General features: G+C 69.9%; 24 protein-coding genes and 2 tRNA genes. 12 read left to right on the forward strand and 14 right to left on the reverse strand.

Annotated features, from left to right (window positions below; genetic code table 11):
* Positions 1-25: 25 nt before the first annotated feature.
* Positions 26-1,861, reverse strand: coding sequence for an aminopeptidase P family protein (locus M1105_RS12805; RefSeq protein ID WP_249580759.1), 1,836 nt, complete (start codon positions 1,859-1,861; stop codon positions 26-28).
* A 232-nt stretch (positions 1,862-2,093) separates the two neighbouring features.
* Between M1105_RS12805 and M1105_RS12810 the strand changes: the two genes are divergently transcribed.
* Complete coding sequence (locus M1105_RS12810) at positions 2,094-2,531, forward strand: DUF2147 domain-containing protein (RefSeq protein ID WP_249580760.1); 438 nt, start codon at positions 2,094-2,096, stop codon at positions 2,529-2,531.
* Positions 2,532-2,556: 25 nt separating this feature from the next.
* Here the strand turns inward: M1105_RS12810 and M1105_RS12815 are convergent, their stop codons facing one another.
* Positions 2,557-3,582, reverse strand: a complete 1,026-nt coding sequence (locus tag M1105_RS12815) for a hypothetical protein (RefSeq protein WP_249580761.1) — start codon at positions 3,580-3,582, stop codon at positions 2,557-2,559.
* Between M1105_RS12815 and M1105_RS12820 the strand changes: the two genes are divergently transcribed.
* From M1105_RS12820 to M1105_RS12830, 3 genes are all read left to right on the forward strand, one after another.
* A complete protein-coding gene (locus M1105_RS12820) occupies positions 3,569-4,144 on the forward strand; it encodes a cold-shock protein (RefSeq protein ID WP_249580762.1) in 576 nt (191 codons plus the stop codon). The two genes, M1105_RS12815 and M1105_RS12820, sit on opposite strands and share 14 nt — an antisense overlap.
* Positions 4,141-4,650 (forward strand): DUF192 domain-containing protein, encoded by a 510-nt coding sequence (locus tag M1105_RS12825; protein ID WP_249580763.1) that lies wholly within the window; start codon positions 4,141-4,143, stop codon positions 4,648-4,650. The genes M1105_RS12820 and M1105_RS12825 overlap by 4 nt, the downstream gene beginning before the upstream one ends.
* 53 nt (positions 4,651-4,703) lie before the next feature.
* Positions 4,704-4,780 (forward strand) — tRNA-Pro (locus M1105_RS12830).
* Between the two features lie 33 nt (positions 4,781-4,813).
* Here the strand turns inward: M1105_RS12830 and M1105_RS12835 are convergent.
* Together M1105_RS12835 and M1105_RS12840 are read right to left on the reverse strand one after the other, a co-directional pair.
* Entirely contained in the window at positions 4,814-5,287 is a 474-nt protein-coding gene (locus M1105_RS12835) for an acyl-CoA thioesterase (protein WP_249580764.1), read from the reverse strand.
* Positions 5,288-5,293: 6 nt separating this feature from the next.
* Positions 5,294-6,370, reverse strand: a complete 1,077-nt coding sequence (locus tag M1105_RS12840; protein ID WP_249580765.1) for a GlxA family transcriptional regulator — start codon at positions 6,368-6,370, stop codon at positions 5,294-5,296.
* A gap of 161 nt (positions 6,371-6,531) precedes the next feature.
* Between M1105_RS12840 and M1105_RS12845 the strand changes: the two genes are divergently transcribed.
* Together M1105_RS12845 and serB are read left to right on the forward strand one after the other, a co-directional pair.
* Positions 6,532-7,908 carry a class II 3-deoxy-7-phosphoheptulonate synthase gene (locus M1105_RS12845; RefSeq protein WP_249580766.1) on the forward strand — a complete coding sequence of 459 codons (1,377 nt, stop codon included), beginning with the start codon at positions 6,532-6,534 and terminating at the stop codon, positions 7,906-7,908.
* A 2-nt stretch (positions 7,909-7,910) separates the two neighbouring features.
* On the forward strand, positions 7,911-8,780 hold the full coding sequence (gene serB / locus M1105_RS12850) for a phosphoserine phosphatase SerB (RefSeq protein ID WP_249580767.1): 870 nt from the start codon (positions 7,911-7,913) through the stop codon (positions 8,778-8,780).
* 119 nt (positions 8,781-8,899) lie between these two features.
* Here the strand turns inward: serB and msrP are convergent, their stop codons facing one another.
* Together msrP and M1105_RS12860 are read right to left on the reverse strand one after the other, a co-directional pair.
* Positions 8,900-9,874, reverse strand: coding sequence for a protein-methionine-sulfoxide reductase catalytic subunit MsrP (msrP, locus tag M1105_RS12855; protein ID WP_249580768.1), 975 nt, complete (start codon positions 9,872-9,874; stop codon positions 8,900-8,902).
* Between the two features lie 247 nt (positions 9,875-10,121).
* Positions 10,122-11,039: a LysR family transcriptional regulator gene (locus M1105_RS12860; RefSeq protein ID WP_249580769.1), complete on the reverse strand. Its 918-nt coding sequence runs from the start codon at positions 11,037-11,039 to the stop codon at positions 10,122-10,124.
* 113 nt (positions 11,040-11,152) lie between these two features.
* Between M1105_RS12860 and M1105_RS12865 the strand changes: the two genes are divergently transcribed.
* The gene (locus tag M1105_RS12865) at positions 11,153-12,022 is read left to right on the forward strand and encodes a hypothetical protein (protein ID WP_249580770.1); all 870 of its coding nucleotides are present in this window, start codon (positions 11,153-11,155) and stop codon (positions 12,020-12,022) included.
* Positions 12,023-12,025: 3 nt separating this feature from the next.
* Here the strand turns inward: M1105_RS12865 and M1105_RS12870 are convergent, their stop codons facing one another.
* Positions 12,026-12,358, reverse strand: coding sequence for a winged helix-turn-helix transcriptional regulator (locus tag M1105_RS12870; protein WP_249580771.1), 333 nt, complete (start codon positions 12,356-12,358; stop codon positions 12,026-12,028).
* A 187-nt stretch (positions 12,359-12,545) separates the two neighbouring features.
* Here M1105_RS12870 and M1105_RS12875 point away from each other — a divergent pair, with 187 nt between their 5' ends.
* Together M1105_RS12875 and M1105_RS12880 are read left to right on the forward strand one after the other, a co-directional pair.
* Entirely contained in the window at positions 12,546-13,289 is a 744-nt protein-coding gene (locus M1105_RS12875; protein WP_249580772.1) for an SDR family NAD(P)-dependent oxidoreductase, read from the forward strand.
* Positions 13,290-13,300: 11 nt separating this feature from the next.
* Positions 13,301-14,500 carry an acyl-CoA dehydrogenase family protein gene (locus tag M1105_RS12880; protein ID WP_249580773.1) on the forward strand — a complete coding sequence of 400 codons (1,200 nt, stop codon included), beginning with the start codon at positions 13,301-13,303 and terminating at the stop codon, positions 14,498-14,500.
* Here the strand turns inward: M1105_RS12880 and M1105_RS12885 are convergent.
* Positions 14,458-15,294 carry an alpha/beta fold hydrolase gene (locus M1105_RS12885; RefSeq protein WP_249580774.1) on the reverse strand — a complete coding sequence of 279 codons (837 nt, stop codon included), beginning with the start codon at positions 15,292-15,294 and terminating at the stop codon, positions 14,458-14,460. The genes M1105_RS12880 and M1105_RS12885 overlap by 43 nt on opposite strands.
* A 329-nt stretch (positions 15,295-15,623) precedes the next feature.
* On the opposite strand from M1105_RS12885, the gene M1105_RS12890 reads away from it, so the two are divergent.
* Positions 15,624-19,052, forward strand: a complete 3,429-nt coding sequence (locus M1105_RS12890) for an indolepyruvate ferredoxin oxidoreductase family protein (protein ID WP_249580775.1) — start codon at positions 15,624-15,626, stop codon at positions 19,050-19,052.
* 187 nt (positions 19,053-19,239) lie between these two features.
* Here M1105_RS12890 and M1105_RS12895 read toward each other — a convergent pair whose 3' ends face one another.
* Together M1105_RS12895 and M1105_RS12900 are read right to left on the reverse strand one after the other, a co-directional pair.
* Positions 19,240-19,689 (reverse strand): MaoC family dehydratase, encoded by a 450-nt coding sequence (locus tag M1105_RS12895; protein WP_249580776.1) that lies wholly within the window; start codon positions 19,687-19,689, stop codon positions 19,240-19,242.
* Positions 19,690-19,765: 76 nt separating this feature from the next.
* The gene (locus M1105_RS12900) at positions 19,766-20,185 is read right to left on the reverse strand and encodes a DinB family protein (protein WP_249580777.1); all 420 of its coding nucleotides are present in this window, start codon (positions 20,183-20,185) and stop codon (positions 19,766-19,768) included.
* A gap of 82 nt (positions 20,186-20,267) precedes the next feature.
* On the opposite strand from M1105_RS12900, the gene ndk reads away from it, so the two are divergent.
* Positions 20,268-20,690: a nucleoside-diphosphate kinase gene (gene ndk, locus M1105_RS12905; protein WP_249580778.1), complete on the forward strand. Its 423-nt coding sequence runs from the start codon at positions 20,268-20,270 to the stop codon at positions 20,688-20,690.
* 129 nt (positions 20,691-20,819) lie between these two features.
* Here ndk and M1105_RS12910 read toward each other — a convergent pair whose 3' ends face one another.
* The 3 genes from M1105_RS12910 to purM are packed head-to-tail and all read right to left on the reverse strand — an operon-like array spanning position 20,820 to position 22,841.
* Positions 20,820-21,155: a TfoX/Sxy family DNA transformation protein gene (locus M1105_RS12910; RefSeq protein ID WP_249580779.1), complete on the reverse strand. Its 336-nt coding sequence runs from the start codon at positions 21,153-21,155 to the stop codon at positions 20,820-20,822.
* A 1-nt stretch (position 21,156) separates the two neighbouring features.
* A complete protein-coding gene (gene purN, locus M1105_RS12915) occupies positions 21,157-21,792 on the reverse strand; it encodes a phosphoribosylglycinamide formyltransferase (RefSeq protein ID WP_319936793.1) in 636 nt (211 codons plus the stop codon).
* A complete protein-coding gene (purM, locus tag M1105_RS12920; RefSeq protein WP_249580780.1) occupies positions 21,789-22,841 on the reverse strand; it encodes a phosphoribosylformylglycinamidine cyclo-ligase in 1,053 nt (350 codons plus the stop codon). The genes purN and purM overlap by 4 nt, the downstream gene beginning before the upstream one ends.
* Positions 22,842-22,964: 123 nt before the next feature.
* Between purM and M1105_RS12925 the strand changes: the two genes are divergently transcribed.
* A tRNA-Ile gene (locus M1105_RS12925) sits at positions 22,965-23,040 on the forward strand.
* Between the two features lie 52 nt (positions 23,041-23,092).
* On the opposite strand, the gene M1105_RS12930 is transcribed toward M1105_RS12925, so the two are convergent.
* Positions 23,093-23,878, reverse strand: coding sequence for a tyrosine-type recombinase/integrase (locus M1105_RS12930; protein WP_249580781.1), 786 nt, complete (start codon positions 23,876-23,878; stop codon positions 23,093-23,095).
* Positions 23,879-24,116: the final 238 nt, after the last annotated feature.

Consider the following 24,116-nt stretch of genomic DNA (forward strand, 5'->3'; position numbering starts at 1 on the left):
GCGACGGATGCCGCGGCCGGGCAACTCATAGCGTGGCGGGCGGGGCGCATAGCGGTGCGCAGGCGGCGGCAAGCCAGTGCGCGGTGTCGGCAGGCACCAGCGGTCCGATCTCAGCCAATACGCGCGCGTGGTAGGCGTCGAGCCAGGCGCGCTCGTCCGCGTCCAGCATCCCGGGCAGGATCATCCGGCGGTCGATCGGCGCAAGCGTCAGCGTCTCGAAGCCCAGCATCGGGCGCTCGCCGCCCTCGGGCACGGCGGGCGGAGTGACCGCGAGCAGGTTCTCGATGCGGATCCCGAATGCGCCGGTCCTGTAGTAGCCGGGCTCATTCGAAACCACCATCCCGGGTTCGAAGGCCACCTCGCCGCCGCGCCGCGAGAGGCTGTGCGGGCCTTCGTGGACATTGAGATAGCAGCCGACGCCATGGCCGGTGCCGTGGTCATAGTCGAGCCCCGCGCGCCAAAGCGCCGCCCGCGCCAAAGGGTCGAGGTCGCGCCCGGTCAACCCCTTGGGCCAGCGCGCCCGGCTGATCGCGATCATGCCCTTCAGGACCAGCGTGAACGGGGCGCGCGCGGGCTCGTGCGCGGTACCGAGGGCGACGGTGCGGGTGATATCGGTCGTGCCGTCGCGGTATTGCCCGCCCGAGTCGATCAGCAGCACCTCGTCCGGCGCGAGCGCGCGGTTGCTCTGGCGGCTCACGCGGTAATGCACGATCGCCCCGTTCGGGCCCGAGCCGCAGATCGTGTCGAAGCTGATGTCCATCAGCGCCCCGGTCTCGACGCGGAACTCCTCGAGCCCTTCGACCACGTCGATCTCGGTGAGCGCCTCGCCCGCCGCGACGGCGGCGTCGAGCCAGTGCAGGAAGCGCGCGAAGGCGGCGCCGTCGCGGCGGTGGGCGGCGCGCATGCCGGCAAGTTCGGTCGGGTTCTTGATGGCCCTGGGAAGCGCGCACGGGTCTCGCCCCCAGTCGATGCGTGCGCCGGCGGCCTCGAGCCGGGCGGCGATCCGCACCGGCGCGCTCGCGCGGTCGAGCCGGACGGTCCGGCCTGCAAGCCCAGCCAGCGCCTGGTCCAGCGCCTCGGGCGAGCAGACCGCGACGCCATTGCCCAGATGGGCGATCACGGTGCCGTCGAGCTTCACGGGATCGATGAACAGGTCGACCTCGCCCGAGCGCGAGACCAGCGCGAAGCCCTGGGCGACCGGGCTTCGCGGCAGGTCGCTGCCCCGGATGTTCAGGAGCCACGCGATCGAGTCGGGCAGCGAAAGGAAGGCGGCATCGGTGCCCGCCTCGGCCAGCGCCGCGCCAATCCGGGCGCGCTTGTCGGCCGAAGGCTCGCCCGACAGCGCGTCCGGGTGGATCGAGACCGCCCCCGCCGCCGGCGGCGGCTGGTCCTCCCACACCGCGTCGAGCGGGTTGGCGTCGAGCGCGATCATCTCGCCCCCGCGCCCGGCGACCGCGGCCCCGAGGCGCTCGGTCTCGGCGCGGCTGTGCAGCCAGGGATCGAAGCCCAGCCGCGCACCCTGCGGCAGCGCCTCGGCAAGCCACGCCTCGGGCGCGGTCTCGTGCGTGGCGACGACTTCGAAAGCCCCGGTGTCGACCTGCTGCGCCGCCTGCAGCGTGTAGCGCCCGTCGACGAACAGCGCGGCGCGGGCCTCCAGCACCACCGCGAGCCCGGCCGAGCCGGTGAAGCCCGTGAGCCAGGCCAGCCGCTCGTCATGCGGCGCCACCGTCTCGCCCTGGTGCGCGTCCGCCCGCGGCACCAGGAAGCCGTCCACGCCTGCCGCTGCCAACGCCGCCCGCAGCAGCGCCGCCCGCGCGGCGCCGTGGCGCCCGTCCGCGGCCGTCTCGAAGCTCTGATACATCGTCCCCGTTCCACCCCGACCCGCGCGAACGGCGCGGCGGCGCCATGCTGGCGAGCGCCCGCTGCCGCGGCAAGTGATAAAATCGCCGTGACCTGTTGCCGCTATGCATCAACGGGATGTTGCGCTGCACCTGCGCGATGGTCTATGGTGATGCCTTGGTGTGATGCCGGTTGAATATCGGCGCCGAGCGTTCTGAGTCCCCAGCATAAAACCCGAGTGTAGTGAGGCCGGCATGGGCAGGCTTGCGATGATCGTTGCCGTCGTGCTCGCGGCGTTGGCGCCGGGGCGCGTGCTTGCGGCAACCGATGCGGTGTTCGGCTACTGGCTGTCCGAGAACCGGCGCGCGATCATCGAGATCGGCCCCTGCGGCAGCGAGCTCTGCGGCCGGATGGTCTGGCTCAGTGATCCCGTCGACGCGACCGGCAGCCCCAAGCGCGACGTGCGGGGCGCGCCGCTCTGCGGGATCGACCTGGTCGCGGGCTTCCGGCAGCGTGATGTCGGCCGCTGGGCGGATGGCGGCATCTACAATCCCCGCGACGGCAAGACCTATTCGGGCCGGCTCACGCTGATCGACGCCGACCGGCTGGAGGTGCGCGGCTTCGTCGGCCTGCCGGTCTTCGGCCAGAGCCAGATCTGGACCCGCGCCGAGGGCGACCGCGGCGGCTGCTGACGCGCCCCGCCCCGCGTGCCGCGCGTCATCCGCTGGGCCGGCCGGCATTCGCTACGGCCGCGCCGGCGGCGAGTTCGGCTGGCGAGAATCCGATCAGCAGCGTCACCGCGCGCCCCTCGTCATCCTCGACCCGGATGCGCTCGGCCAGCCTGCCGCGCCGGAAGCCGACGGCGTTGCTGCGCCCCTCGAAGACACGGCCCGGCTCGCCCGCCAGCGTCAACTCGACCTCGCCGTCCGGCCCGTGGCGCAGCAGGCCGACGGGACCCTTCAGGTCGCGCAGGAGCGTGACGCTCTGGCCGAGATCCTCGGCCACGATCATCAGGTCGAGCCCGAGTGCCGGCGCGCGCAGCCGCGCCGTCGTGCCGCCGGCATAGGCCATCTCGGCCTGCGGCACCGTCAGCATGCCGTCGAGCGCCATAAGCCGGCAGCCGCAGAGCGGCGCGTCCGCCTCATCGAGGGCGGCGAGGCAGGCGCGCACCGAAGCGACCGCCGCGTCGCCCGCGCTGGCCATTCCCGCCCCCCCGGCGACGCCCACCACGGGGCAGATTTCGGGCGGCGAGCCGCGGGAAATTGCGCGCGGCGCGCCGAGGGCAAGGAACTTCTGACCGGCTTCGCTGTTTGAAAGATAGGGAAGTGCCTCGGCCCCGACCACGCGCGCGTCCGTGCGGGCGGACAGCGCGACGGGATCGAGCCTGGTGGACTGAAGCCGGACGAGGCCGAGCTCCTGCTCGCCGCGGGCTTCGATGATCGGGGGTTGTTCGAGAACGATGAGCGATCGGGTATCAAGCAGGTTGGAGGGCGCCGCGCGCCTGTCCGTGACGCCGCACGCCGTCAGCGAAAGGCCGAAGATCAGGGCCGCGACGGGCCAGAAGGTGATTCGCATCTTCAAACCAAAGGGTTTATCGCCCATAGTTCGCGAATCCGGCAGAATCGGCTCGCGCGAGACAGAATTCGATGCCCGGTCAAATAAGGCTTTTCGCGGACCCGAAGATGATGAGAATATGGCAGAGCGCCCGGTCCGTGATGGAGGGATGAGGGTGAGCGAAGACATGAAGGCGTCGGGTTCCGTGGTTGCCGGTCGCGTGAAGTGGTACGACGCCGTGAAGGGATATGGCTTCGTCGTGCCCGAGGCGGGCGGAAGCGATATCATGGTTCATGCCTCCTGCGTGCGCAACTTCGGACGCACCGCCCTGCCGGAAGGCGCCCGCATCGAGGTGTTGACCGCCGAGGGCGCGCGCGGCCTGCATGCGCGCGAGATCCTGTCCGTGGCCGACCCCGAGCCGTCGGCAGAGAGCGGCGACCAGGGGCTCTCGGACGCCCCGCGTCCGACCGATTTCCTCGGCCCCGAGGCCGAGGCCGGTCCGCTCCAGCCCGCGCGGGTGAAATGGTTCGACAAGCAGAAGGGCTTCGGCTTCGTCAACGTCTTCGGCCTCTCCGAAGATGTCTTCGTCCACATGGAGATCGTGCGGCGCAGCGGCTTCGCCGATCTCTCGAGCGGCGAGGGCATGGCGGTGCGCACCTTCCGCGGCCCGCGCGGCCTGATGGTGGCCGAGGTCCGGCTGTGGGATGCCGGCGCGCTGCCCGACGGCACCCGCGCCTCTGCCACCGAATGAGTCGCGCCGGGCGCGACGGCTTTCCCATCCTGCGGCCCGCCCTGCTGGCGGGCCTCGTCGTGTTCGGCCTCGGCGCGCCGGCGACGGGATCCGAGGTCTGCGCGCCGGACCGGGTGAGCGTGCTCGCCCCAGCCGGTCCCGTGCGCTACCGCGTCGAGATCGCGGACGATCCCGACGAGCAGGCACAGGGGCTGATGTTCCGCACCTCGATGGACCAGGATGCGGGCATGCTGTTCATCTTCCCCGAGCCGCGCCAGGCAACCTTCTGGATGAAGAACACGATCCTGCCGCTCGACATCGTGTTCATCGACGCGACCGGGCTCATCCTCAACATCGCCGAGCGCACGACGCCCTTCTCGGAAGCCACCCTGCCGTCCCAGGGCCAGGCGCTCGCGGTGCTCGAGGTCAATGCGGGCGAGGCGGCGCGTCACGGCTTCGGCCCGGGCAGCCAGGTCGTGCATCCAGCCTTCGCCGCCGCGCCGCCCGAGCACCGTTGCCCCCGATAGCTCGCGATCGCGGCTTGCCGGGATGCGCGCCCTCCTGTATCCGCCATGGCTGACGGGGCGTAGCGCAGCCTGGTAGCGCGTCGGTTTTGGGTACCGAAGGCCGCGAGTTCGAATCTCGCCGCCCCGACCAGCGCGCGGCCGCCCTGTCGCGGCCGAGGCGCCATCAGCCTCCGGCCGGGTTCGGAAGGAGAAGGCCACTCAGCACCTCTCGCAGGCGCGTGGGCAACTCCACCGGCCGGCGCGTCGTTCGATCGACATAGACATGCGTGAAGGCGCCCGCCGCCGCGGCCTGCGGCGCGCCCGCCCGGAAGATCCCCAGCGCATAGGTCACGGAACTGCGCCCCAGCCGGTCGACCCGGATGCCGCCCTCGACCGTCTCGGGGAAGGCGAGAGGCGCGAAATAGCTGCACCGCGTCTCGACCACGAGGCCGATCACCGCACCCGCATGGATGTCGAGCGCGCCCGCCTCGATCAGGTGTCCGTTCACTGCCGTGTCGAAGAACGAGTAGTAGCGCACGTTGTTGACGTGGCCGTAGACGTCGTTGTCCGACCAGCGCGTGGTGATCGGGCGGAACACGCGGAAGGCCGCGCGGCCGGGGGGCGAGGGGCGCGGCGCGCCCGGCGTCGGCTCGGCCACGCGGCCTCAGCGCGCCGTCGCGGCGCGCGGGCCGCTGCGCACCTTGACCGTGCCCGTGCCGGGATCGGGCCCGCGCAGCTTGGACGAGCCGGTGTTCGCGGGCGTGCCCCGCTCGCGGTAGGGCGTGCGGTCGAAATGCGCACGGTAGCATTTCGAGAAATGCGAGGGCGAGGTGAAGCCGCAGGCCAGCGCCACGTTGATCACGCTCATGTCGGTCTGCAGCAGAAGGCTGCGCGCCTTCTCGAGCCGCAGTTCCATGTAATAGCGCTTGGGGGAGCGGTTGAGGTATCGGCGGAACAGCCGTTCGAGCTGGCGGGTCGACATGTTGACCGCCTCGGCGAGGTCCGAGGGGCTGACCGGGTCCTCGGTCGCGCGCTCCATCATCTGGATGACCTGCACGAGCTTGGGGTGGCGCACGCCGATCCGCGCCGGCACGCTGAGCCGCTGTTCGTCGTTGTCGGACCGCATCGGCGTGTGGATCAGGCAGTCGGCGACCAGCGAACCGAGATCGGCGCCATGCTCCTCGGCGATCAGGTGCAACATCATGTCGGCCGACGAGGTGCCGCCCGCGCAGGTGAACACCCCGTCATCGACGACATAGAGCAGGTTCGAGAGCTTGGCCTCGGGGAAGTCCTCGCCGAAGGCCGCGTGGTTCTCCCAGTGGATGGTGCAGCGCTTGCCGTCCAGCAGCCCCGCCTTCGCCAGCACATGCGCGCCGGTGCAGAGTGCGCCCACCCGGGCGCCGCGCCGGACCTGCTTGCGCAGCCAGGTCAGGATCGGCTTCGAGGCCGCGCGCTCGAGACCGAAGCCCGTGCAGACCACGATCGAGCTGTCGCGGTTCACGTCCTCGACCGGGCCATCCACCATCACGGTGGTGCCGTTCGAGCATTCGACCGCATCGCCCGTCTCGGACACCAGCCGCCAGGCATAAAGCGGGCGGCGCGCCATGCGGTTGGCGACGCGCAACGGCTCGATGGCCGAGGCGAAGGCGATCATCGAGAACATCGGGCACAGGAGGAAGATGAACTCCCGCGGCCGAGTCTCCTCGGATTTGACGGTCTGGGGGGCGGCTGCCGAGCCCATGGTGCTCACTCTCGCCTGTTAGCGGCGTTTTCGCGCGAATCATTGCCTGAATCCGACATTGACGCCGCTATCAGTCCCCCGTCAAGGGCTGCTCCGGGGCCTCTGGCCTCGACCGCGCGGGTCTGCTAGAGCGGGCGCGTGCACGTTCAGGAGAGCCGACGATGACCCAGAGCTGGAGCCGCGAGAGTTGGCGCAACCGCGTCGCCCTGCAGATGCCCGTCTACGAGGACGAGGCCGCGCTGAAGCGCGTGACGGGCCGGCTCGCGAGCTATCCGCCGCTGGTCTTCGGCGGCGAGGCGCGCCGGCTCAAGGCGCATCTCGCGGACGTGGCCGAGGGGCGGGCCTTCCTGCTGCAGGGAGGCGACTGCGCCGAGAGCTTCGCCGATTTCAAGGCCGACGTGATCCGCGACACCTTCCGGGTGATGTTGCAGATGGCGGTGGTGCTGACCTACGCCGCGCGCGTCCCCGTCGTGAAGGTGGGCCGCATGGCGGGCCAGTTCGCCAAGCCCCGCTCGGCCCCGACCGAGGTGGTGGGGGGCGTCGAGCTTCCCTCCTACCGCGGCGACATCATCAACGGCTTCGACTTCACGCCCGAGGCGCGCATCCCCGACCCCGAGCGGATGGTCACCGCCTACATGCAGTCGGCGGCCACCCTGAACCTGCTGCGCGCCTTCGCGACGGGCGGCTACGCCGACCTGCACCGGGTGCAGAGCTGGAACCTCGAATTCGCCAAGGGCAGCCCGCAGGTCGAGAAGTACCAGCAGATCGCCGAGCGGATTTCCGCCGCCATCGACTTCATGGGCGCCTGTGGCGTGACCTCGGACACGATGGAGACGCTGCGGACCGTCGAGTATTACACCTCGCACGAGGCGCTGCTGCTGCCCTACGAGGAGGCGCTGGCGCGTGTGGACTCCACGACGGGTGAGCCGGTGGCCTGCTCGGGCCACATGATCTGGATCGGCGACCGCACCCGCCAACCCGATGGCGCGCATGTCGAGTTCTGCCGCGGCGTGATCAACCCGATCGGCCTGAAATGCGGGCCGTCGCTGGCGCCTGACGACCTGCTGCGCCTGATCGACATCCTGAACCCCAAGAACGAGGCGGGGCGGCTCACGCTGATCTGCCGCACCGGGGCGGGGAAGGTCGCGGACCACCTGCCCGGCTGGGTGCGCGCGGTCGAGCGCGAGGGCCGCAAGGTGGTGTGGTCGTGCGATCCGATGCACGGCAATACCGTCAAGTCGGCCTCGGGCTACAAGACCCGGCCCTTCGACAAGGTGCTGCAGGAGGTGCGCGAGTTCTTCGACGTGCATGGCGCCGAGGGGACCTATGCGGGCGGCGTGCATTTCGAGATGACCGGGCAGGACGTGACCGAGTGCATGGGCGGCATGCAGGACCTGACCAGCGAGGATCTCGCCAGTCGCTACCACACCGCCTGCGACCCGCGGCTGAACGCCAGCCAGTCGCTCGAGCTTGCGTTCCTGCTGAGCGCCGAGCTCGAGGAGATCATGGCGGCGCGCCGCGCGGCGGCCTCGGCCTGAGCGTGGCGGGGGTTGCGGTCGTCCTGACCGCGCCGCGCGCGCGGGGGTTGACGGACGCCGAGATCGCGGTTGCCGCGCGGGCTGCGGACGGTGACGGCCCCCGCCGGCTCGGCCCCGCGGCAGCCGAGATCGCGGCCGGGACCGCGCCCGATCTTGCCGCCCTCGCCGCGGCCCTGCCGGGCGTGGACGTGAATGCCGTGCCGCTGACGGGGCGGCGCAAGCGCATCCTGATCGCGGACATGGATTCCACCCTGATCCCGGTCGAGTGCATCGACGAGATTGCCGATGTCGCGGGCGTGAAGCCGCAGGTCGCGGCGATCACCGAGCGGGCGATGGCGGGCGAGATCGATTTCGAAGGGTCGCTCAGGGCGCGTGTGCGGCTGCTCGCCGGCTTGCCCGAGGCCGCGCTTGCGCGTGTGCACGCCGAGCGGGTCAGTCTCAATCCAGGCGCCTCTGCGCTGGTGCGCACGATGCGCGCGGCCGGGGCGCGCACGCTGCTGGTCTCGGGAGGCTTCACCTATTTCGCCGAGCGGGTGGCCGAGGCTGCGGGGTTCTCGGAGGCCCGCGCCAATGTCCTGCTGGCGCGCGACGGCCTGCTGACCGGCGAGGTGGCCGAGCCGATCCTCGGGCGCGAGGCCAAGCTCGACGCGCTGCGAGAGGCCGCGGCTGCGTTGGGCGTGGGGGCCGAGGCCGTGCTGGCCGTGGGCGATGGCGCGAACGATCTTGCGATGATCGAGGCGGCGGGGCTGGGCGTGGGCTTCCGGCCCAAGCCCGCGCTTGCGGCAAGGTCTGACGCGGTGATCTGCCATGCCGGGCTCGACGCGCTGCTCGCCTTGCAGGGCTATTCCGAGGACGAGATCGTGGGGCTTTAAACGGGCGCCCACGCAAACGACCCCGCTTACCCCAGCCGCGGGCCGGGGCCTCGCGGAGGTGCCGGAGAGGCCCCGGCTCGAGCCCGGGGCAGCGCAAGCTTTCTCCGGCGAGCGGGCCCTCAGCGCCAGAGGCGGTCGCCCAGTTCGGCCTCCATGCCGGCATAGAGGCCCGCGACCTCGGGTCCGTAGCCGTTGAACCTGACCGTCGGCACGCGCTCGTCGGTGCCCAGCACGCGCTCCTCGGCCTGGCTCCAGCGCGGATGCGGCACGGCGGGGTTCACGTTCGCCCAGAAGCCGTATTCAGCGGACTGCAGCTCCTCCCAGAAGCTGATCGGGCGCTCGGCGACGAAGCTCACGCGCACCACCGACTTGATCGACTTGAAGCCGTATTTCCACGGCAGGTGCAGCCGGATCGGCGCGCCGAACTGCTTGTGCAGCACCTTGCCATAGGCTCCGGCCACCATGAAGGCCAGCTCGTTGGTGGCCTCGGCCATGGTCAGCCCCTCGACATAGGGCCAGGGATACCAGTGCTGGCGCTGGCCGCGGGCGACCTCGGGATCGAGGAAGGTCTCGAAGCGCAGGTACTTTGCGGAGGAGAGCGGCTTCGCCAGCTCGACCAGCCGCGCGAGCGGGAAGCCGGTCCATGGCACGACCATCGACCAGGCCTCGACGCAGCGGTGGCGGTAGATACGCTCCTCGAGGGGCATCTGTCCGATCAGCTCGTCCGCCCCGATGGTCAGCGGCGCCTCGACCAGCCCGTCGAGCGTGACTGTCCAGCCATCGGTCCGCAGCGCCTGCGCGGCGCGGGCGATCTCCTTGTGCGAGCCGAACTCGTAGAAGTTGTTGTAGGCCGAGGCGACGGGCTCGGGCGTCACGGCCCGGCCGGCATCCGCATGGGCCGGGTTCGTGGCGGGCGGGGATGCAAGGGGCTCGCCCGGCGCGGCCGCGCTGGCGGCACCCGGGAGCCCGGCGAGCGCGCCCGCCGCCATCAGCCCGCCGCCGGCGGCCAGGATGGCGCGGCGGTTCCAGAATACAGCTTCGGAGGTGACGGCGCTCTCGGGCAGGGCCCAGCGCGGATTGCGAAGGATGTTCATGTAGGGTCCTCGCGACGGCAATACGGTTGCGCTCCGTTGGAATAGATATCTAGCGCGCCGCCGCCCGGAAGCGATCAACACCGAAAGTTGTCCGCCGGACATAAAAAAACCGGGCCACTTGGGCCCGGCCGAGTTCAACAGGGAGGTATCACAACCGAAGCGACGCGATCAGCATCGCTTCAAAGCGGAGATAGTCCGTCGGCTGGCGCGCTGCAAGTTGCCCTTCGGTCGCAGGCATGCAACTCAGCTATGCCTTGCGCGCAACCCTCTGGTCCTCGCCTTGCGCCCGGCTGAATTCCTCGACCTCGCGCAGGATGAAGTCGCGGAAGGCCAGCACTCGCTGAGAGCGCCTAAGTTCTTCCGGATAAACAAAATAAACGTGAATCGGTGGGCTGATCTCGTGCGGCAGGACATTCACGAGATCCGGATAATCCCGGGTGATGTAATCCGGCAACGCCGCGACACCAAGTCCGTTCACTGCCGCCTTGAGCACGCCGAAATAGCTGTTGATGCGCAGATGCGAGCTCCTCGCCGGTGACGTGTGGCTTTTCAGCCACTCCGCCGCCTCGTGCGGCTGGGGCGCGTCGGGGCTATAGGTGATGAGGCGGTGGCTCTCGAGCTCGCGCGCGTCGCGCGGCGTGCCCATGCGCGCGAGGTAGTCCTGGCTGGCATAGAGGCGCATCGTCACCTCCATCAGCGGGCGGCGGATCAGGTCGGCCTGGCTGGGCGAGGACAGCCGGATCGCCACGTCGGCCTCGCGCATCGGCAGGTCGAGCACCGCCTCGGTCAGGATCAGGTCGACGCTCAGGTTCGGGTGCTTCTCGAACAGCCGCTTGAGGCGCGGCGCCAGCCACAGCGTGCCGAAGCCCGCCGTGGTGGTGACCCTCAGGTCGCCATGCACCTCGTCCTTGGAATCGCGCAGCCGTGCGCCCGCAACCATCAGCCGCTTGGCGATGGCCGATGTCGCCTCGTAGAGGATCTCGCCCTGCTCGGTGAGCAGGAGGCCCCGCGCATGGCGGTGGAACAGCGTGACCTGGAGCTGGTCCTCGAGCCCGCGGATCTGCCGGCTGATGGCGGATTGGCTGAGATGAAGCTGCTCGCCCGCATGTGTCAGGCTGCCGGCATCCGCGACGGCGTGAAAGACGCGCAGCTTGTCCCAGTCCATCGTTCCCCCGTCGCGACCCGTCCGGCCGTTCTGATGCTGCAGCGTCGGTTTGCGCCTTCGTCGGATCGGAGTATACCCACAAAGCGACACTTGGGCAGAAAAATGGGGATGGGATGGGAACCGGCAAGAGGCACATGCTGCGGGTGCTCGCTGCACTGGTCGCGCTCGTCTGGGTGCAGGCGGCGGCCGAGGCGCAGGTCGCCGACACGCTGGGGGGGCGCTACGAGGGCATGGCCGACGCGGCCGGCGCCGCGATTGAGATTGCGCCGGACGCCGAAGGGTTCCGCGGCACCTTCCACGATGCGGCCGGCCGGCGGCAGCGGTTCTCGGCCGACCGGGTCGGCGACACGGCCGAGGCCGTGCTCGACATGGACGGCCGCACGGTGCTGATGCGCATGAGCCCCTTGCCCTTCGGCGCCGAGGTGGCGCTGGTGCCCTTCGCGGCCGACGGCACGCTGGACATCCCCGCCTCGCGGATCGTGAACTTCGTCCGCGAGGGGCTCGCGGTGCCGCAACTGCCTGAGGATTATGTCCCCGCCCCCGATGGCAGCGGCGGACGGATCGCGGCGCTCAGCTTCCTTGTCTCCTACGAGTTCTGGGCGCCCGCGGGTGTGCGCAACGGCTTCATGGCGCTGGCGCCGCGTCATCGCACGCTGATCCGGCTGTTCCCCGCCGTCCAGCTCGACGTCGTCTGGAAGCTGTGCCTCGCCCCGGGCGCCGAGGAGGCGCTGGGCGTCGCGCTGCGCGGGCAGGGCGTGAACTGCGCCGAGGTGCTCGATGGCATCGCCGAGGCGCAGCGTACGGGGCGCTTCGACGCCTACAAGGCCGAGGTCGCGAAGCAGGGGGCGCAGCTGCGCACCGCGGTGCGCTGCGCCGACAACTACGTGATGTCGAAGCAGATCTGCGACCGCGCGGCGCAGGATGTGAGCCGCGCCGCCATGTCGCTCGAGACCGCCGCCACGGTGCTCAGGCGCTATCGCTGAGGCTCAGCGCTGATGCGGCCGCGCGCGGCGATTCCGGCCGCCCCAGTCCTCGATCCATTCGAGCACGGGGCGCAGCGCCTCGCCCTTGGTCGTGATGCGGTATTCCAGCCGCCGCGCCCCGGCATGGACGGGGCGCTTCTCGAGGATCCCCTCGTCCACCAGCCGCGCGAGCCGGTTCGACAGGATGTTGCGCGCGACGCCGAGCCGGCGCTGGAAGGTGTCGAAACGGGTGATGCCGCGCAACGACGCCCAGATGATCAGCATCGTCCAGCTGTCGCCGATCTGGCGAACCGCGTCGGTCATCGCGGTGATTTCGGCTTGCTCGACGTCGGCCATGGAAGAATCCCCCAGGTGATCGGGTTTCTGTCTCGCGGATAGGGTTTTCGTAGCATGGAAACTGTCAACCGTCCTAGACATAGATCGATCGTCCCTGCAATTGTGAAGCAGGTTTCAGAAACGCGCCCCGGACGGCATGGACCTGCCGCCGGCGGAGCAAGCCACGGACAAGCAGCGGAGGGATGCGATGAGCCTCGCGGGCAAGGTGATTCTGGTGACCGGGGCGTCGAGCGGGCTTGGCGCGCACATGGCGGGCTTCCTGGCCGGGCGCGGCGCGCGGGTCTGGGCGGCGGCGCGCCGGATCGAGGCGCTCGACGCGCTGGCACGAGGCGCGACAGGGTCGATCCACCCTGTCGCGATGGACGTGACAGACCCAGCCTCGATCGCCGCCGGCATTGCCCGTGTGGTCGGGGCCGAGGGGCGGCTCGATGGCCTAGTGAACAATGCCGGTATCGCCTGGGGCGGGCGGGCGATCGAGATGACGGACGACGACTGGGCGCGCGTGATCGACACGAACCTCACCGGCGCCTTCACCGTGGCGCGCGAGGCGGCGAAGGCGATGGCCGGAAACGGCGGCGGCGCGATTGTGTCGACCGCCTCGATCCTCGGCTTCGGCACCGGGGCGGGGGTCGCGGCCTATGCCGCCTCGAAGGCGGCGGTGGTGCACCTCACGCGCTGTCTCGCGCTCGAATGGGCGCGCATGGGCATCCGGGTGAACGCGCTGGCGCCCGGCTACGTACCGACCGAGATCAACCGCGACTTCCTTGAGAGCGCCGAGGGCGAGGCGATCCGCAAGACGATCCCGATGCGCCGCTTCGGCACACCCCAGGACCTCGACGGCCCGCTCGAGTTGCTTCTGTCGGATGCCGGGGGCTACATCACGGGGGTGACGTTGCCCGTCGATGGCGGGCATCTCTGCCGCCCGCTCTGAAGGGGACTGCCATGGATTTCCGCCTGCCGCCCGACTGCGAGGACTACCGCGCCCGCGTCGCCGCCTTCGTGGCCGACCACATCCTGCCGCTCGAGGACGACCCAGCGAGTTTCGCGGATCACGGCAACCTGCCGGTCGCGGTGCTGCGCGGGCTGCGTGAGAAGGTCAAGGAGGCCGGCCTCTGGGCGCCCAACGTGCCGCGCGCGCTTGGCGGGCTGGGTCTGCCCTTCGTCGGGCTGGCGGCGGCCTACGAGGAGATGAACCGATCCGTCTTCGGCCCGGCCTGCTTCAACGCGGCGGCGCCCGACGACGGCAACATGCGGCTTCTGGCGCAGGTCGGCACGCCCCAACAGCAGGAATGGTGGCTGAAGCCCGTCATCGCAGGCGAGATGCGCTCGGCTTTCGCAATGACCGAGCCGCATCCGGGCTCGGGCTCGGACCCCACGATGATGATCACGCGGGCCGAGCGCACGAACACCGGATACCGCATCTGGGGCCGCAAGTGGTTCATCACCGGGGCCGAGGGGGCAGGGCGCTTCATCCTGATGGCCCGCACCTCGGACGATGCGCGCAAGGGGCTGACCGCCTTCCTGTTCGACGCGGCCCGGCCCGGATGGCGGATCGATCGGCGCATCGGCATCATGGGCCCCGAGGAGCATGGCGGCCATTGCGAACTGGTGTTCGAGGGGATGGAGATCCCCGACGAGCACGTGCTGATGCAGCCCGGCGACGGCTTCAAGGTCACCCAGATCCGGCTTGGCCCCGCGCGGCTCACCCACTGCATGCGCTGGCTGGGACTGGCGAAACGCTGCATGGAGATCGCCACCACCTACGCCCGCGAGCGCGAGGGCTTCGGCACGCGCCTCATCAACCGCGAGACCGTGCAGGTGAAGCTGGGCAACCTCGCCTACCAGATCGAGGTGGGACGGCTCCTGGTGATGAAGGCGGCGTGGCTGCTGGACCAGGGCGACCGGGCCAAAACCGCCGTGTCGATGGCCAAGGTCCACATGGCCGAGACGCTTCACCGCGCCGCCGACGACTGCATCCAGATCTGCGGCGCGCGCGGCTATTCGACCGACACCGTGCTCGAATGGATCTACCGCTATGCCCGGCAGGCGCGGCTGGTCGACGGCGCCGACGAGGTCCACAAGATGGTGCTCTCGGGCGCCTACAGGACCGAGGGGCCGGGGCTCTGGCGCTGGGGGGCGTGAGCCATCGGCCTGCGCGGGCGGGCCGAGGCCCGCGAAACGAGGCGCTCGATCGCGGCCATCACCGCGGCGGGCGCGGCGTGGTGGGGCATGTGGCCGATGCCGGGCAGCAGCGTCAGGTGCGCCCGGTCCAGCCGCTCGGCCAGCGGGATCGCGTGGACATCGGCAGGCACGATGCCGTCGGTGTCGCCATGCACGATCTCGACCGGGCAGCGCAGTTCCTGATAGCGCGCGCTGAGCGGCACGATCTGGCGATGCAGCGTGTAGACCGCGCGGTAGTTGACGCGGAAGGTGCGCGGCCTGAGCGCGAGCTCCGCGCCGATCTCGCGCCGGTAACGCGCGGGCACGGGCTGCGGCGCGAAGATCTCGGCCAGCGCCGTCTCGATCCGCGCGCCGTCGATGGTGAGCGGCGCGATCCGGCTGAAGGCGTGCCCGATCACCGGCATGCCCGCGATGCGGTAGGTCGCGGCCAGCGCACCGCCCCAGTCCATCGCGGCGCCGGCGATCAGCGCGACGCCCGCCACCGACTCGGGCCGGGCCAGCGCCCAGGCCAGCGCCAGCGATCCCGAATAACTGTGTCCGATCAGGCAGTAGCGACCGACGCCCATCCGCTCGAGCGCGCCGGCCAGCACTTCCGTCTGAACGTCGAGGCGCGTGCCGCCGGCGACCGCGCCGGAATGGCCCATGCCGGGGCGGTCCAGCGCGATCACCCGGTGCCGGCGCGCAAGGCGCGGCATCAGCGACAGCGTCCAGTCCCGCAGATTTCCGCTTGCCCCGTGCAGCAGCACCAGCGTCATTCCCCGGTCGGGGCCGTCCGTCAGGTAATGTACCGCTGCGCCACGAACCGGGATAAATCCGCCCAGTGGCGGATATCGGCTTTCGGCCTCACGCGAATACGCAGTCAAACGAGTCCACAAACGCATCGACACAGGCGCCTCCCTTACGCAGAAGCACTTTAATTATAATAGGATAGAAAGACGCGTTCGCCAAGCGCAATACAACGTCAGGTTGCGCGATCGGAGCTTGCCGGATAGGTCATAATCATTTACCTTTTATTCCGCGGGAAACGAGTGCACATATTCTCAGAAGGCACCCGTCCGCGCCGTGAAGCCGCAGGGAGACACCCATGGATCTGCGCGATGTCCGCCTGACCGACCGCTATGACCTGACGAAATCGCCGGTGCTCGTCTCGGGCATTCAGGCACTGGTGCGCGCCACGCTGATGCAGCGCGAGCGCGACCGCGCGGCGGGGCTGAACACGGCGGGCTATGTCACGGGCTATCGCGGCTCGCCGCTGGGCGCGGTCGACGTGACCTTCACCCAGGCCGCGAAGTATCTCGAACCCGCGCAGGTCAGGTTCCAGCCGGGACTGAACGAGGACCTCGCCGCCACCGCGCTCTGGGGCTCGCAGCAGGCCGAACTGCGGGGCGAGGGCAGGCATGACGGCGTCTTCGGCCTGTTCTATGCCAAGGGGCCGGGCATCGACCGCTCGGGCGACGTGTTCCGCCACGCCAATTTCGCGGGCTCGTCGAAGCATGGCGGCGTGCTGGTGGCGATGGGCGACGACCACACCTGCGAGAGCTCGACCACCTGCCACCAGACCGAGCTTGCGCTGATGGACGTGATGATGCCGATCCTCAGCCCCGCGGGCGTGCCGGAGCTGATCGACTACATGCTGATCGGCTGGGCGATGAGCCGCTATTCCGGCCTCTGGGTCGGCATCAAGTCGATGAAGGACACGGTCGAGGCCACCGCCGTGATCGACGGCGACCCGCATCGGCTCCAGATCGCGCTGCCGACCGATTTCGCCATGCCCGAGGGCGGGCTCAACATCCGCCTCGGCGACACGCCGCAGGAGCAGGAAGCCCGGCTTCACGACTACAAGCGCTTCGCCGCGCAGGCCTTCGCACGGGCGAACCGGCTCGACCGTCGCGTGCACGGGCAGCGCGGCGCGCGGATCGGCATCGTCGCCTCCGGCAAGACCTGGCTCGATGTGCGCCACGCGATGGAGATGCTGGGGCTCGACGATGCGGCCTGCCGGGCGCTGGGGCTCACCACCTACAAGGTCGGCATGGTCTGGCCGCTCGAGATGACGGCGCTCAGGGAATGGGCCGAGGGGCTCGACCTCATCGTCGTCGTCGAGGAGAAGCGCGCCGTCATCGAGACACAGCTCAAGGAGGTGCTCTACAACGCCGCCTCCCGCCCCCGCGTGGTCGGCTGGAAGGACGAGGCGGGCGAGGTGCTCTTCTCGGTGAAGATGGACCTCAACCCCGCCGGCATCGCTCGCAGCCTCGGCCGCGTGCTGGGGGCCGAGGGCATCCACCACCCCCCGATGGACGAGGGCCTAGCCCGCATCGCGCGGCTGGCCGAGGAAGGCAACGCCCCCCAGCTGGCGGAGCGCAAGCCCTGGTTCTGCGCGGGCTGCCCGCACAACTCATCGACCGTGATCCCCGAGGGCAGCCGCGCATATGCCGGCATCGGCTGCCACTACATGGTCCAGTGGATGGACCGCGAGACGCTGGGCTTCACCCATATGGGCGGCGAGGGCGCGAACTGGATCGGCGAGGCGCCGTTCTCGAAGCGCGGGCACGTCTTCCAGAACCTCGGCGACGGCACCTACAACCATTCCGGGATCATGGCGATCCGCGCGGCCGTCGATGCCGGCGTCACCATGACCTACAAGATCCTCTACAACGACGCGGTCGCGATGACCGGCGGCCAGCGGCACGAGGGCGGCCTCAAGCCCCGCCAGATCGCCGAGGAGGTGATGGCCGCGGGCGTCAAGCGCCTGGTCGCCGTGGTCGACGAGAAGGAGGGCACCCCCGACTTGCCGCCCCGCGTGCAGGTGCACCCGCGCGAGAACCTGATGGCCGTGCAGCGCGAACTGGCCGAGGTGCCCGGCGTCACCGCCATCCTCTACGTCCAGACCTGCGCGGCGGAAAAGCGCCGCCGCCGCAAGCGCGGGACCTTCCCTGATCCCGACCGCCGTGTCTTCATCAACCCGGCGGTCTGCGAGGGCTGCGGCGATTGCGGCGTGCAGTCGAACTGCGTGGCGATCCTGCCCAAGGAAACCCCCTTCGGCCGCAAGCGCCAGATCGACCAGTCGGCCTGCAACAAGGATTTCTCGTGCCTCAAGGGCTTCTGCCCCAGCTTCGTCACCGTCGAGGGCGCGAAGCCGAAAGCGCGCGCGGCCTCCGACTTCGCGCTGCCGGACCTGCCCGAGCCTGCGCTGCCGGTGATGAGGGGCCCGTGGAACATGCTGATCACCGGCGTGGGCGGCACGGGTGTGGTTACGGTGGGCGCGCTGCTGACCATGGCCGCGCATCTCGAGGGCAAGGGCGCGTCCGAAATGCAGATGGCGGGCCTCGCGCAGAAGGGCGGCGCGGTCTCGATCCACACCCGGATCGCGCCCCGGCCCGAGGACATCACCTCGGTGCGCGTGGCGGCGGGCGAGGCCGATGCCGTGATCGGCGGCGATCTGGTGGTGACCGCAGCGCCCAAGACCATGCAGGCGATGGAGCGTGGTCGCACCCGCGTGCTGTGCAACAGTGCCGAGATCGTGACCGGCGATTTCACCCATGACACCGAGTTCCGCATTCCGTCCTCGGGCCTGCGCCTGCAGCTCGAGCGTCGGGTGGGCGCCGAGGCGCTGACGATGGTCGATGCCCAGCGCCTGTCCGAGGTCATGCTGGGCGACGCGATCTTCGCCAATGTCCTGCTGCTGGGGGCCGCCTGGCAGGCGGGCATGGTGCCGCTGTCGCGCGAGGCGATCCATAAGGCGATCGAACTCAACGGTGCGGGCGTCGAGGGCAACCTGCGTGCCTTCGCCATCGGCCGCTGGGCGGTGGCCTTCCCCGCCGACGCGCGCGCGGCCATCGACGGCAAGGCCGACACGCCCGAGACGCCCGAGCAGAAGATCGCCCGGCGCGCTGATTTCCTCGTCGGCTACCAGAACGCACGGCTGAAGCGGCGCTACCTGCGCCTAGTCGAGGCGGCGCAGGCGGCCGAACAGAAGGCCGGCGCCGAGGGCTTCGCCGAAGCTCTGGCCGAAGGCTATTTCAAGCTCATGGTCTACAAGGACGAATACGAGGTCGCGCGCCTGCACGCCGAGACGCTGGAGGCCGAGCTTGCGGACGCCTTCGACGACGTGAAGCGCGTCACCTTCCACATGGCGCCGCCGATCCTGGGGCGAAAGGACAAGGAGGGCCGCCCGGTCAAGTCCGAGTTCGGCCCTTGGATGCTGAAGGCATTGAGGCTCCTGCGCCGCGGCAAGGCGCTGCGCGGCACCCCCTTCGACCCCTTCGGCTGGTCGGCCGAGCGTCGGGCCGAGCGCCGCGCGATCCGCGACTACGCGAAGCTGATGGGCGAGGTCATGGCCGGGCTCACTCCCGAGAATGCCGAGACCGCCATCGCGCTTGCGCGGCTGCCGCTCAAGGTGCGTGGCTTCGGCCATGTGAAGCAGGCGGCCGCCGCCCGCGCCGCCGAGGAACAGGCCGCGCTGATGGCGCAGTTCCGCTCGGGCGGCCCCGCGCCGATGGCGCAGGCGGCGGAATAGCGGCGGCAGGTGGCTCGCGGCCCCGGCTCAAGGCCGGGGCAGCGGCTGGCGCCACCACCGCAATGCGCTGTCCCGGGCTTGGATCGGGACCTCGCGGGGCTCGTTACGCCCCTCCCCACGCCGCCCCGGACTTGATCCGGGGCCTCGCAGGATCGCGTTCGCGCCCGCGCCCGCTCTCCGCGCCCCCTCACCCCGCCGCGCCGGGCCGGCGCGCCAGGATCACCATCGTGTCGTAGGTCATCACCGCCTCGTCGTTCTGGTTGAGCACGGTATGGGCGAAGCGGGCGATGCCGCGGTCAGGCTTCGAGCGCGAGGCGCGCGATTCCGTCACCTCGACCCGCAGCCGCAGCCGGTCGCCGGGGCGCACGGGCTTCAGCCAGCGAAGCGCGTCCATCCCAGGCGAGCCCATGCTCGCCTCGGTCCAGACATTGGCCGCCAGTTCCAGCGTAAAGGCGGTCAGCAGCGTGTGATAGCCGCTCGCGATCAGCCCGCCATAGGGCGAGGCCCGCGCGGCCTCCGGGTCGGTGTGGAAGGATTGCGGGTCCCACTGCTTCGCGAAGGCGATGATCTCGTCCTCGCCCAGCGCGCGCTCGGCCGTCTCGAAGCTGTAGCCTACCGGCAGATCGTCGAAGAACATCAGGCCCCCTCTCTCTGGAAGACGATCATGTCGAGCGAGGGCGCATCCCCCGCAACCGCGTCAGTAGCGCATGCACCTACCCGCGGTGATGGGTCTGGTGGTTGAAGACATGCGCGAGGATCGCCGCCCGCGTTCCGGTCACCGGTTCGGGCAGGGTGATCGGGCGGTAGGTGATCGCGTCCGCGAGTTCGGCCTCTGCGAAGGCCGCCACGCAGCGGATGATGTCGGCGTCGAGCACGCGCCGCGCCGCCCGCAATTCCTCGCGGTCGTCGTGCAGGATGTGGTCGAGCGCGAAGGGCGGGTTCGGCTGTCCGCGCAGGCGCGCAAGCCAGATGAGGTCGGCCACCATGATGTGGTTGAGCGTCCGGTGGACCGACCCGAAGAAGGCGCCGAGATCAGCCCGCGCCTCGTCTTCGGTGAGTGCCGCCATCGCGGTATAGAGCCTGTCATCCGCCCAGGCGTTGTAGCCCGCGAACATCTCGAAATGCGCTTTCATCGCCCTGCCCCCCGTGCTATTGCGCCCGCGAAATTCCATGGCCCCCGTCCGGCGGGGCCATTTGCATGACAGGAGAAGTCCGATGGCCGTCACCCGCACCCTCTCGATCATCAAGCCCGACGCGACCAAGCGCAACCTCACCGGCGCGATCAACGCGAAGTTCGAGGCGGCGGGCCTGCGGATCGTGGCGCAGAAGCGGATTCACTTGACCAAGGCTCAGGCCGGCAAGTTCTACGAGGTTCACAAGGCGCGGCCATTCTATGACGAGCTGTGCGACTTCATGGCCTCGGCGCCCGTGGTGGTTCAGGTGCTCGAGGGCGCGGACGCCGTGGCCAAGAACCGCGAGGTGATGGGTGCGACCAACCCCGCCGAGGCCGCCGAGGGCACCGTCCGCAAGGAGTTCGCGCTGTCGATCGGCGAGAACTCGGTGCATGGTTCGGACTCGGACGAGAACGCCGCCATCGAGATCGCGTTCTTCTTCGCGGGCATCGAGATCGTCGGCTGATCCCACCACGCTGCAAGACGCGCCGCCCAGCCATGCCGGGCGGCGCGTCCCCTGCGGATGCGTGATTTATAAATTGTTTAAAAACAATATCTTGACCACTTCTTCATGCGTGAAGGCGGCAAGGCGGGATCACTCCGTGTCGCGCACGACTAGCAGGTTGAGGGCTGCTTCCAGATCCGAGCGGCCCCTCGCATCCGCGCCCGCGCCCGCGACCAGCGCGTCGAAGACGCGCCGCAGCTCGGCCTTCTCCTGCGGCGTGATGTCGGACCACAGCCGACCCTGAAGCCCCATCGCCAGCGCGTAGAAGCCGATGAAATGCGGCCGCGTTCCCGCGAGGACGAGGCGGCGATAGGCCTCGACCGCGCCCAGCGCCCTCACCTCCTCGGCCGTGTGCAGCCCCGCCCGCGCGAAACCCGGCACCGATTTCGGCCCGATGTTGCGGATGGCGCTGACCGGCTCGGACATCTCAGGCGTCGTCCGCCAGGATCGAGAGCCTGTTCACCCGCGCCGCGTCCGGATCGCGCAGGAAGGCGTCGAGGCAGCGCGGATAGAGCAGATGCTCCTGGCGCAGCACGCGGGCGGCCAGCGTCTCGGCCGTGTCGCCGGGCCGCACGGGGACGACGGCCTGGCCCAGGATCGTCCCGGTGTCGAGCTCGGGCGTCACCTCGTGCACGGTGCAGCCATGCACGGCCATCCCCGCGTCGAGCGCCCGCTGATGGGTGTGGAGCCCCTTGAAGAGCGGCAGGATCGAGGGGTGGATGTTGACCATCCGCCCGGCCCAGCCCTCGATCATCGCGTCGGTCATGATCCGCATGAAGCCCGCGCAGGCCACGATCTCGACCCCGGCGTCGCGCAGCGCGCGGTCGACCTGCGTGTCGAAAGCCGCGCGGTCGCCCCTGAACGGGCGGTGATCGACCGCCGCCGTCGCCACGCCCCGCGCCTGCGCCTTGGCGAGCCCCGCGGCGTCCGGGTTGTTCGAGACCACGATCGCCGGGGCCCCCGCGATGCGCCCGTCCTGCATCCCCTCGATCAGCGCGACCATGTTCGAGCCCGAGCCCGAGATCAGGATCCCGACCCGGGGCAGGGCGCGCGGAAGGGTCACGCCAGCACTCCCTCGTAATGCACCTCCGGCTGCTCGCCGGCGACCAGGTGGCCGATCCGATGGACGGTCTCGCCCGCCTCGGTCAGCAGGGCCGCGATCGCCTCGGCCCGCGCGGGCTCGACCACCACGATCATTCCGATCCCGGCGTTGAAGGTGCGCAGAAGCTCGGCCTGGTCCAGCCCGGCGGTGGTGGCGAGCCAGCGGAACACGGGCGGCAGCCGCCAGCCGCGCAGGTCGATCCGCGCCGCCACGCCGTCCGACAGCACGCGCGGCAGGTTCTCGGTAAGGCCGCCCCCGGTGATATGCGCAAGCGCCTTCACGCCGCCGGCCCGGATCGCCGCCATGAGCGGCCGGACATAGATCCGCGTGGGCGCGAGCAGCGCCGCCCCGAGCGTTCCTTCCCCGAACGGGCAGGGCGCGTCCCAGGCCAGCCCCGCACGCTCGACGGTCTTGCGCACCAGCGAGTAGCCGTTCGAATGCACGCCCGACGAGGAAAGTCCCAGCAGCACGTCCCCCGGCGCGGTCGCGGCGGGCAGAAGCTGCCCGCGCTCGGCCGCGCCCACCGCGAAGCCCGCGAGGTCGAAGTCGCCCGCGGCATACATGCCCGGCATCTCGGCGGTCTCGCCGCCGATCAGCGCCGCGCCCGCCTCGCGGCAGCCCGCCGCAATTCCCTCGATCACCCGCGCCGCCTCGCCGACGCCCAGCTTGCCGGTCGCGAAATAGTCGAGGAATAGGAGCGGCTCGGCCCCCTGGCAGACGAGATCGTTCACGCACATCGCCACGAGGTCGATACCCACCGTGTCGACAAGCCCGGTGTCGATGGCGATCCGCAGCTTCGTGCCCACGCCATCGGTGGCGGCGACCAGCACGGGGTCGGTGTAGCCCGCGGCCTTGAGGTCGAACAGCCCGCCGAAGCCGCCCAGGCCCGCCATCACACCCGGCCGGTCGGTGGACTTCGCGGCGGGCTTGATGCGCTCGACCAGCGCGTTGCCCGCGTCGATGTCGACGCCGGCATCGGCATAGGTGAGACGGCTCGGTCGGTCGGTCATGGGCGCACTCCGCAAGGTATGGGCGCAGGGGGTTGGGCCCGCACCCTTTAGCGCAAGCCTGCGGCCTTGCAAACCGCGCCCGTTGACCCGGCGCATCGCGCCGCAGTATCCCCTGAGGTGCGGGGGCCCGTAGCTCAACGGTCAGAGCGGACCGCTCATAACGGTTTGGTTGCAGGTTCGAATCCTGCCGGGCCTACCATTATTTCAACAACTTATGCTGAATATACAGAGTGCTCTCGGGTTCATTGAACCTAAGCCTTCCGGTTCCGCAGGTTCGCGAAGTCCAGGATCGCCGCCTCCTCACGAAGATGGTCAGGAGCAAACCGGGCATAGACCCGCTCCGTCACGGCGATCGACGAGTGGCCGAGGAACTGGCTGACCCGTTCCATCCTGGCTCCGTTGGCGACGAGATGGACAGCCGCCGTGTGGCGCAGGACATGCGGTGTCACGTTCTTGAGACCGGCAGCCTTCACGGCTGCATTGAACCCTGTCTTGATCGACTTCACTGGTTCCCCTCCCCACTCGATCACATGGTCGGTGAGGGCGGCCTGTCGCGCGCCCGCGAGGGCAGCGCGCAGGCCGTCGTTCATCGGTACCCGGGCCCTGCCTTTCCTTGGTCCTGTCTCGCTGGTTCGGAGATCGATTACCCCATGCTCGAAATCGACCCGGTCCCAGGTGAGCTCGAGAATGGCGGTGACCCTTCCGGCCGTCCCCAGCATGAGGAGGATGGCGAGACGGATGTGATGGGCCATGGGGGCATCAAGGAGCTGGCCGATCTCCTGGGTCGTGAGCCAGCGCTCCTTGGGGGCAGGCTTCTGCGGCCGTTCGATGTAGGGTGCCTCGTCGATCATCCGGCGAGGCGGTCTGGAGGCCCAGACCAGGGCGGTGCGCAGATGCCCGAGCTCGGTCCAGATCGTGCCGTCCTTCTTGCCGGCCTGGCGACGCATCCTGGTGTAGTCCCTACAGAGCTGGTCGGTGATCTGGTCAGGCCGGAGATGCCCGAAATGCCCGAGCACGGCAGTGCTCTCGTGCTTCATGGCCTCGGCAACCCGACGTCCATCCCGATCGGCCCTGTAGGCGTTCCAGATGTCCTGGACTGTCAGGACTCCAGCTTGGGGCGTCTCGCGCCGGATAACGTCGAGGGCCGCTCTCTCTGCTTCCTTTCGGGTGCGTGCGTCAAGACGATGCCGGCGTCGCTTGAGCCTCCCCAGACGATTTGGTCCACCTCTATGATGAAGCAGAGGAGGATCGAGAATGGCGAACAAGCACCACAAG

The sequence above is a fragment of the Thermohalobaculum sediminis genome (assembly GCF_023487995.1).
GTDB classification, from domain to species: domain Bacteria; phylum Pseudomonadota; class Alphaproteobacteria; order Rhodobacterales; family Rhodobacteraceae; genus Thermohalobaculum; species Thermohalobaculum sediminis.

Coding starts and splice junctions, on each gene's coding strand:
- M1105_RS12805 (WP_249580759.1), bottom strand. CDS start 1,861: ATGTATCAGAGCTTCGAGACGGCCGCGGACGGGCGCCACGGCGCCGCG.
- M1105_RS12810 (WP_249580760.1), top strand. CDS start 2,094: ATGGGCAGGCTTGCGATGATCGTTGCCGTCGTGCTCGCGGCGTTGGCG.
- M1105_RS12815 (WP_249580761.1), bottom strand. CDS start 3,582: ATGTCTTCGCTCACCCTCATCCCTCCATCACGGACCGGGCGCTCTGCC.
- M1105_RS12825 (WP_249580763.1), top strand. CDS start 4,141: ATGAGTCGCGCCGGGCGCGACGGCTTTCCCATCCTGCGGCCCGCCCTG.
- M1105_RS12840 (WP_249580765.1), bottom strand. CDS start 6,370: ATGGGCTCGGCAGCCGCCCCCCAGACCGTCAAATCCGAGGAGACTCGG.
- M1105_RS12845 (WP_249580766.1), top strand. CDS start 6,532: ATGACCCAGAGCTGGAGCCGCGAGAGTTGGCGCAACCGCGTCGCCCTG.
- msrP (WP_249580768.1), bottom strand. CDS start 9,874: ATGAACATCCTTCGCAATCCGCGCTGGGCCCTGCCCGAGAGCGCCGTC.
- M1105_RS12860 (WP_249580769.1), bottom strand. CDS start 11,039: ATGGACTGGGACAAGCTGCGCGTCTTTCACGCCGTCGCGGATGCCGGC.
- M1105_RS12865 (WP_249580770.1), top strand. CDS start 11,153: ATGGGAACCGGCAAGAGGCACATGCTGCGGGTGCTCGCTGCACTGGTC.
- M1105_RS12870 (WP_249580771.1), bottom strand. CDS start 12,358: ATGGCCGACGTCGAGCAAGCCGAAATCACCGCGATGACCGACGCGGTT.
- M1105_RS12875 (WP_249580772.1), top strand. CDS start 12,546: ATGAGCCTCGCGGGCAAGGTGATTCTGGTGACCGGGGCGTCGAGCGGG.
- M1105_RS12880 (WP_249580773.1), top strand. CDS start 13,301: ATGGATTTCCGCCTGCCGCCCGACTGCGAGGACTACCGCGCCCGCGTC.
- M1105_RS12885 (WP_249580774.1), bottom strand. CDS start 15,294: ATGACGCTGGTGCTGCTGCACGGGGCAAGCGGAAATCTGCGGGACTGG.
- M1105_RS12890 (WP_249580775.1), top strand. CDS start 15,624: ATGGATCTGCGCGATGTCCGCCTGACCGACCGCTATGACCTGACGAAA.
- M1105_RS12895 (WP_249580776.1), bottom strand. CDS start 19,689: ATGTTCTTCGACGATCTGCCGGTAGGCTACAGCTTCGAGACGGCCGAG.
- M1105_RS12900 (WP_249580777.1), bottom strand. CDS start 20,185: ATGAAAGCGCATTTCGAGATGTTCGCGGGCTACAACGCCTGGGCGGAT.
- ndk (WP_249580778.1), top strand. CDS start 20,268: ATGGCCGTCACCCGCACCCTCTCGATCATCAAGCCCGACGCGACCAAG.
- M1105_RS12910 (WP_249580779.1), bottom strand. CDS start 21,155: ATGTCCGAGCCGGTCAGCGCCATCCGCAACATCGGGCCGAAATCGGTG.
- purM (WP_249580780.1), bottom strand. CDS start 22,841: ATGACCGACCGACCGAGCCGTCTCACCTATGCCGATGCCGGCGTCGAC.
- M1105_RS12930 (WP_249580781.1), bottom strand. CDS start 23,878: ATGAAGCACGAGAGCACTGCCGTGCTCGGGCATTTCGGGCATCTCCGG.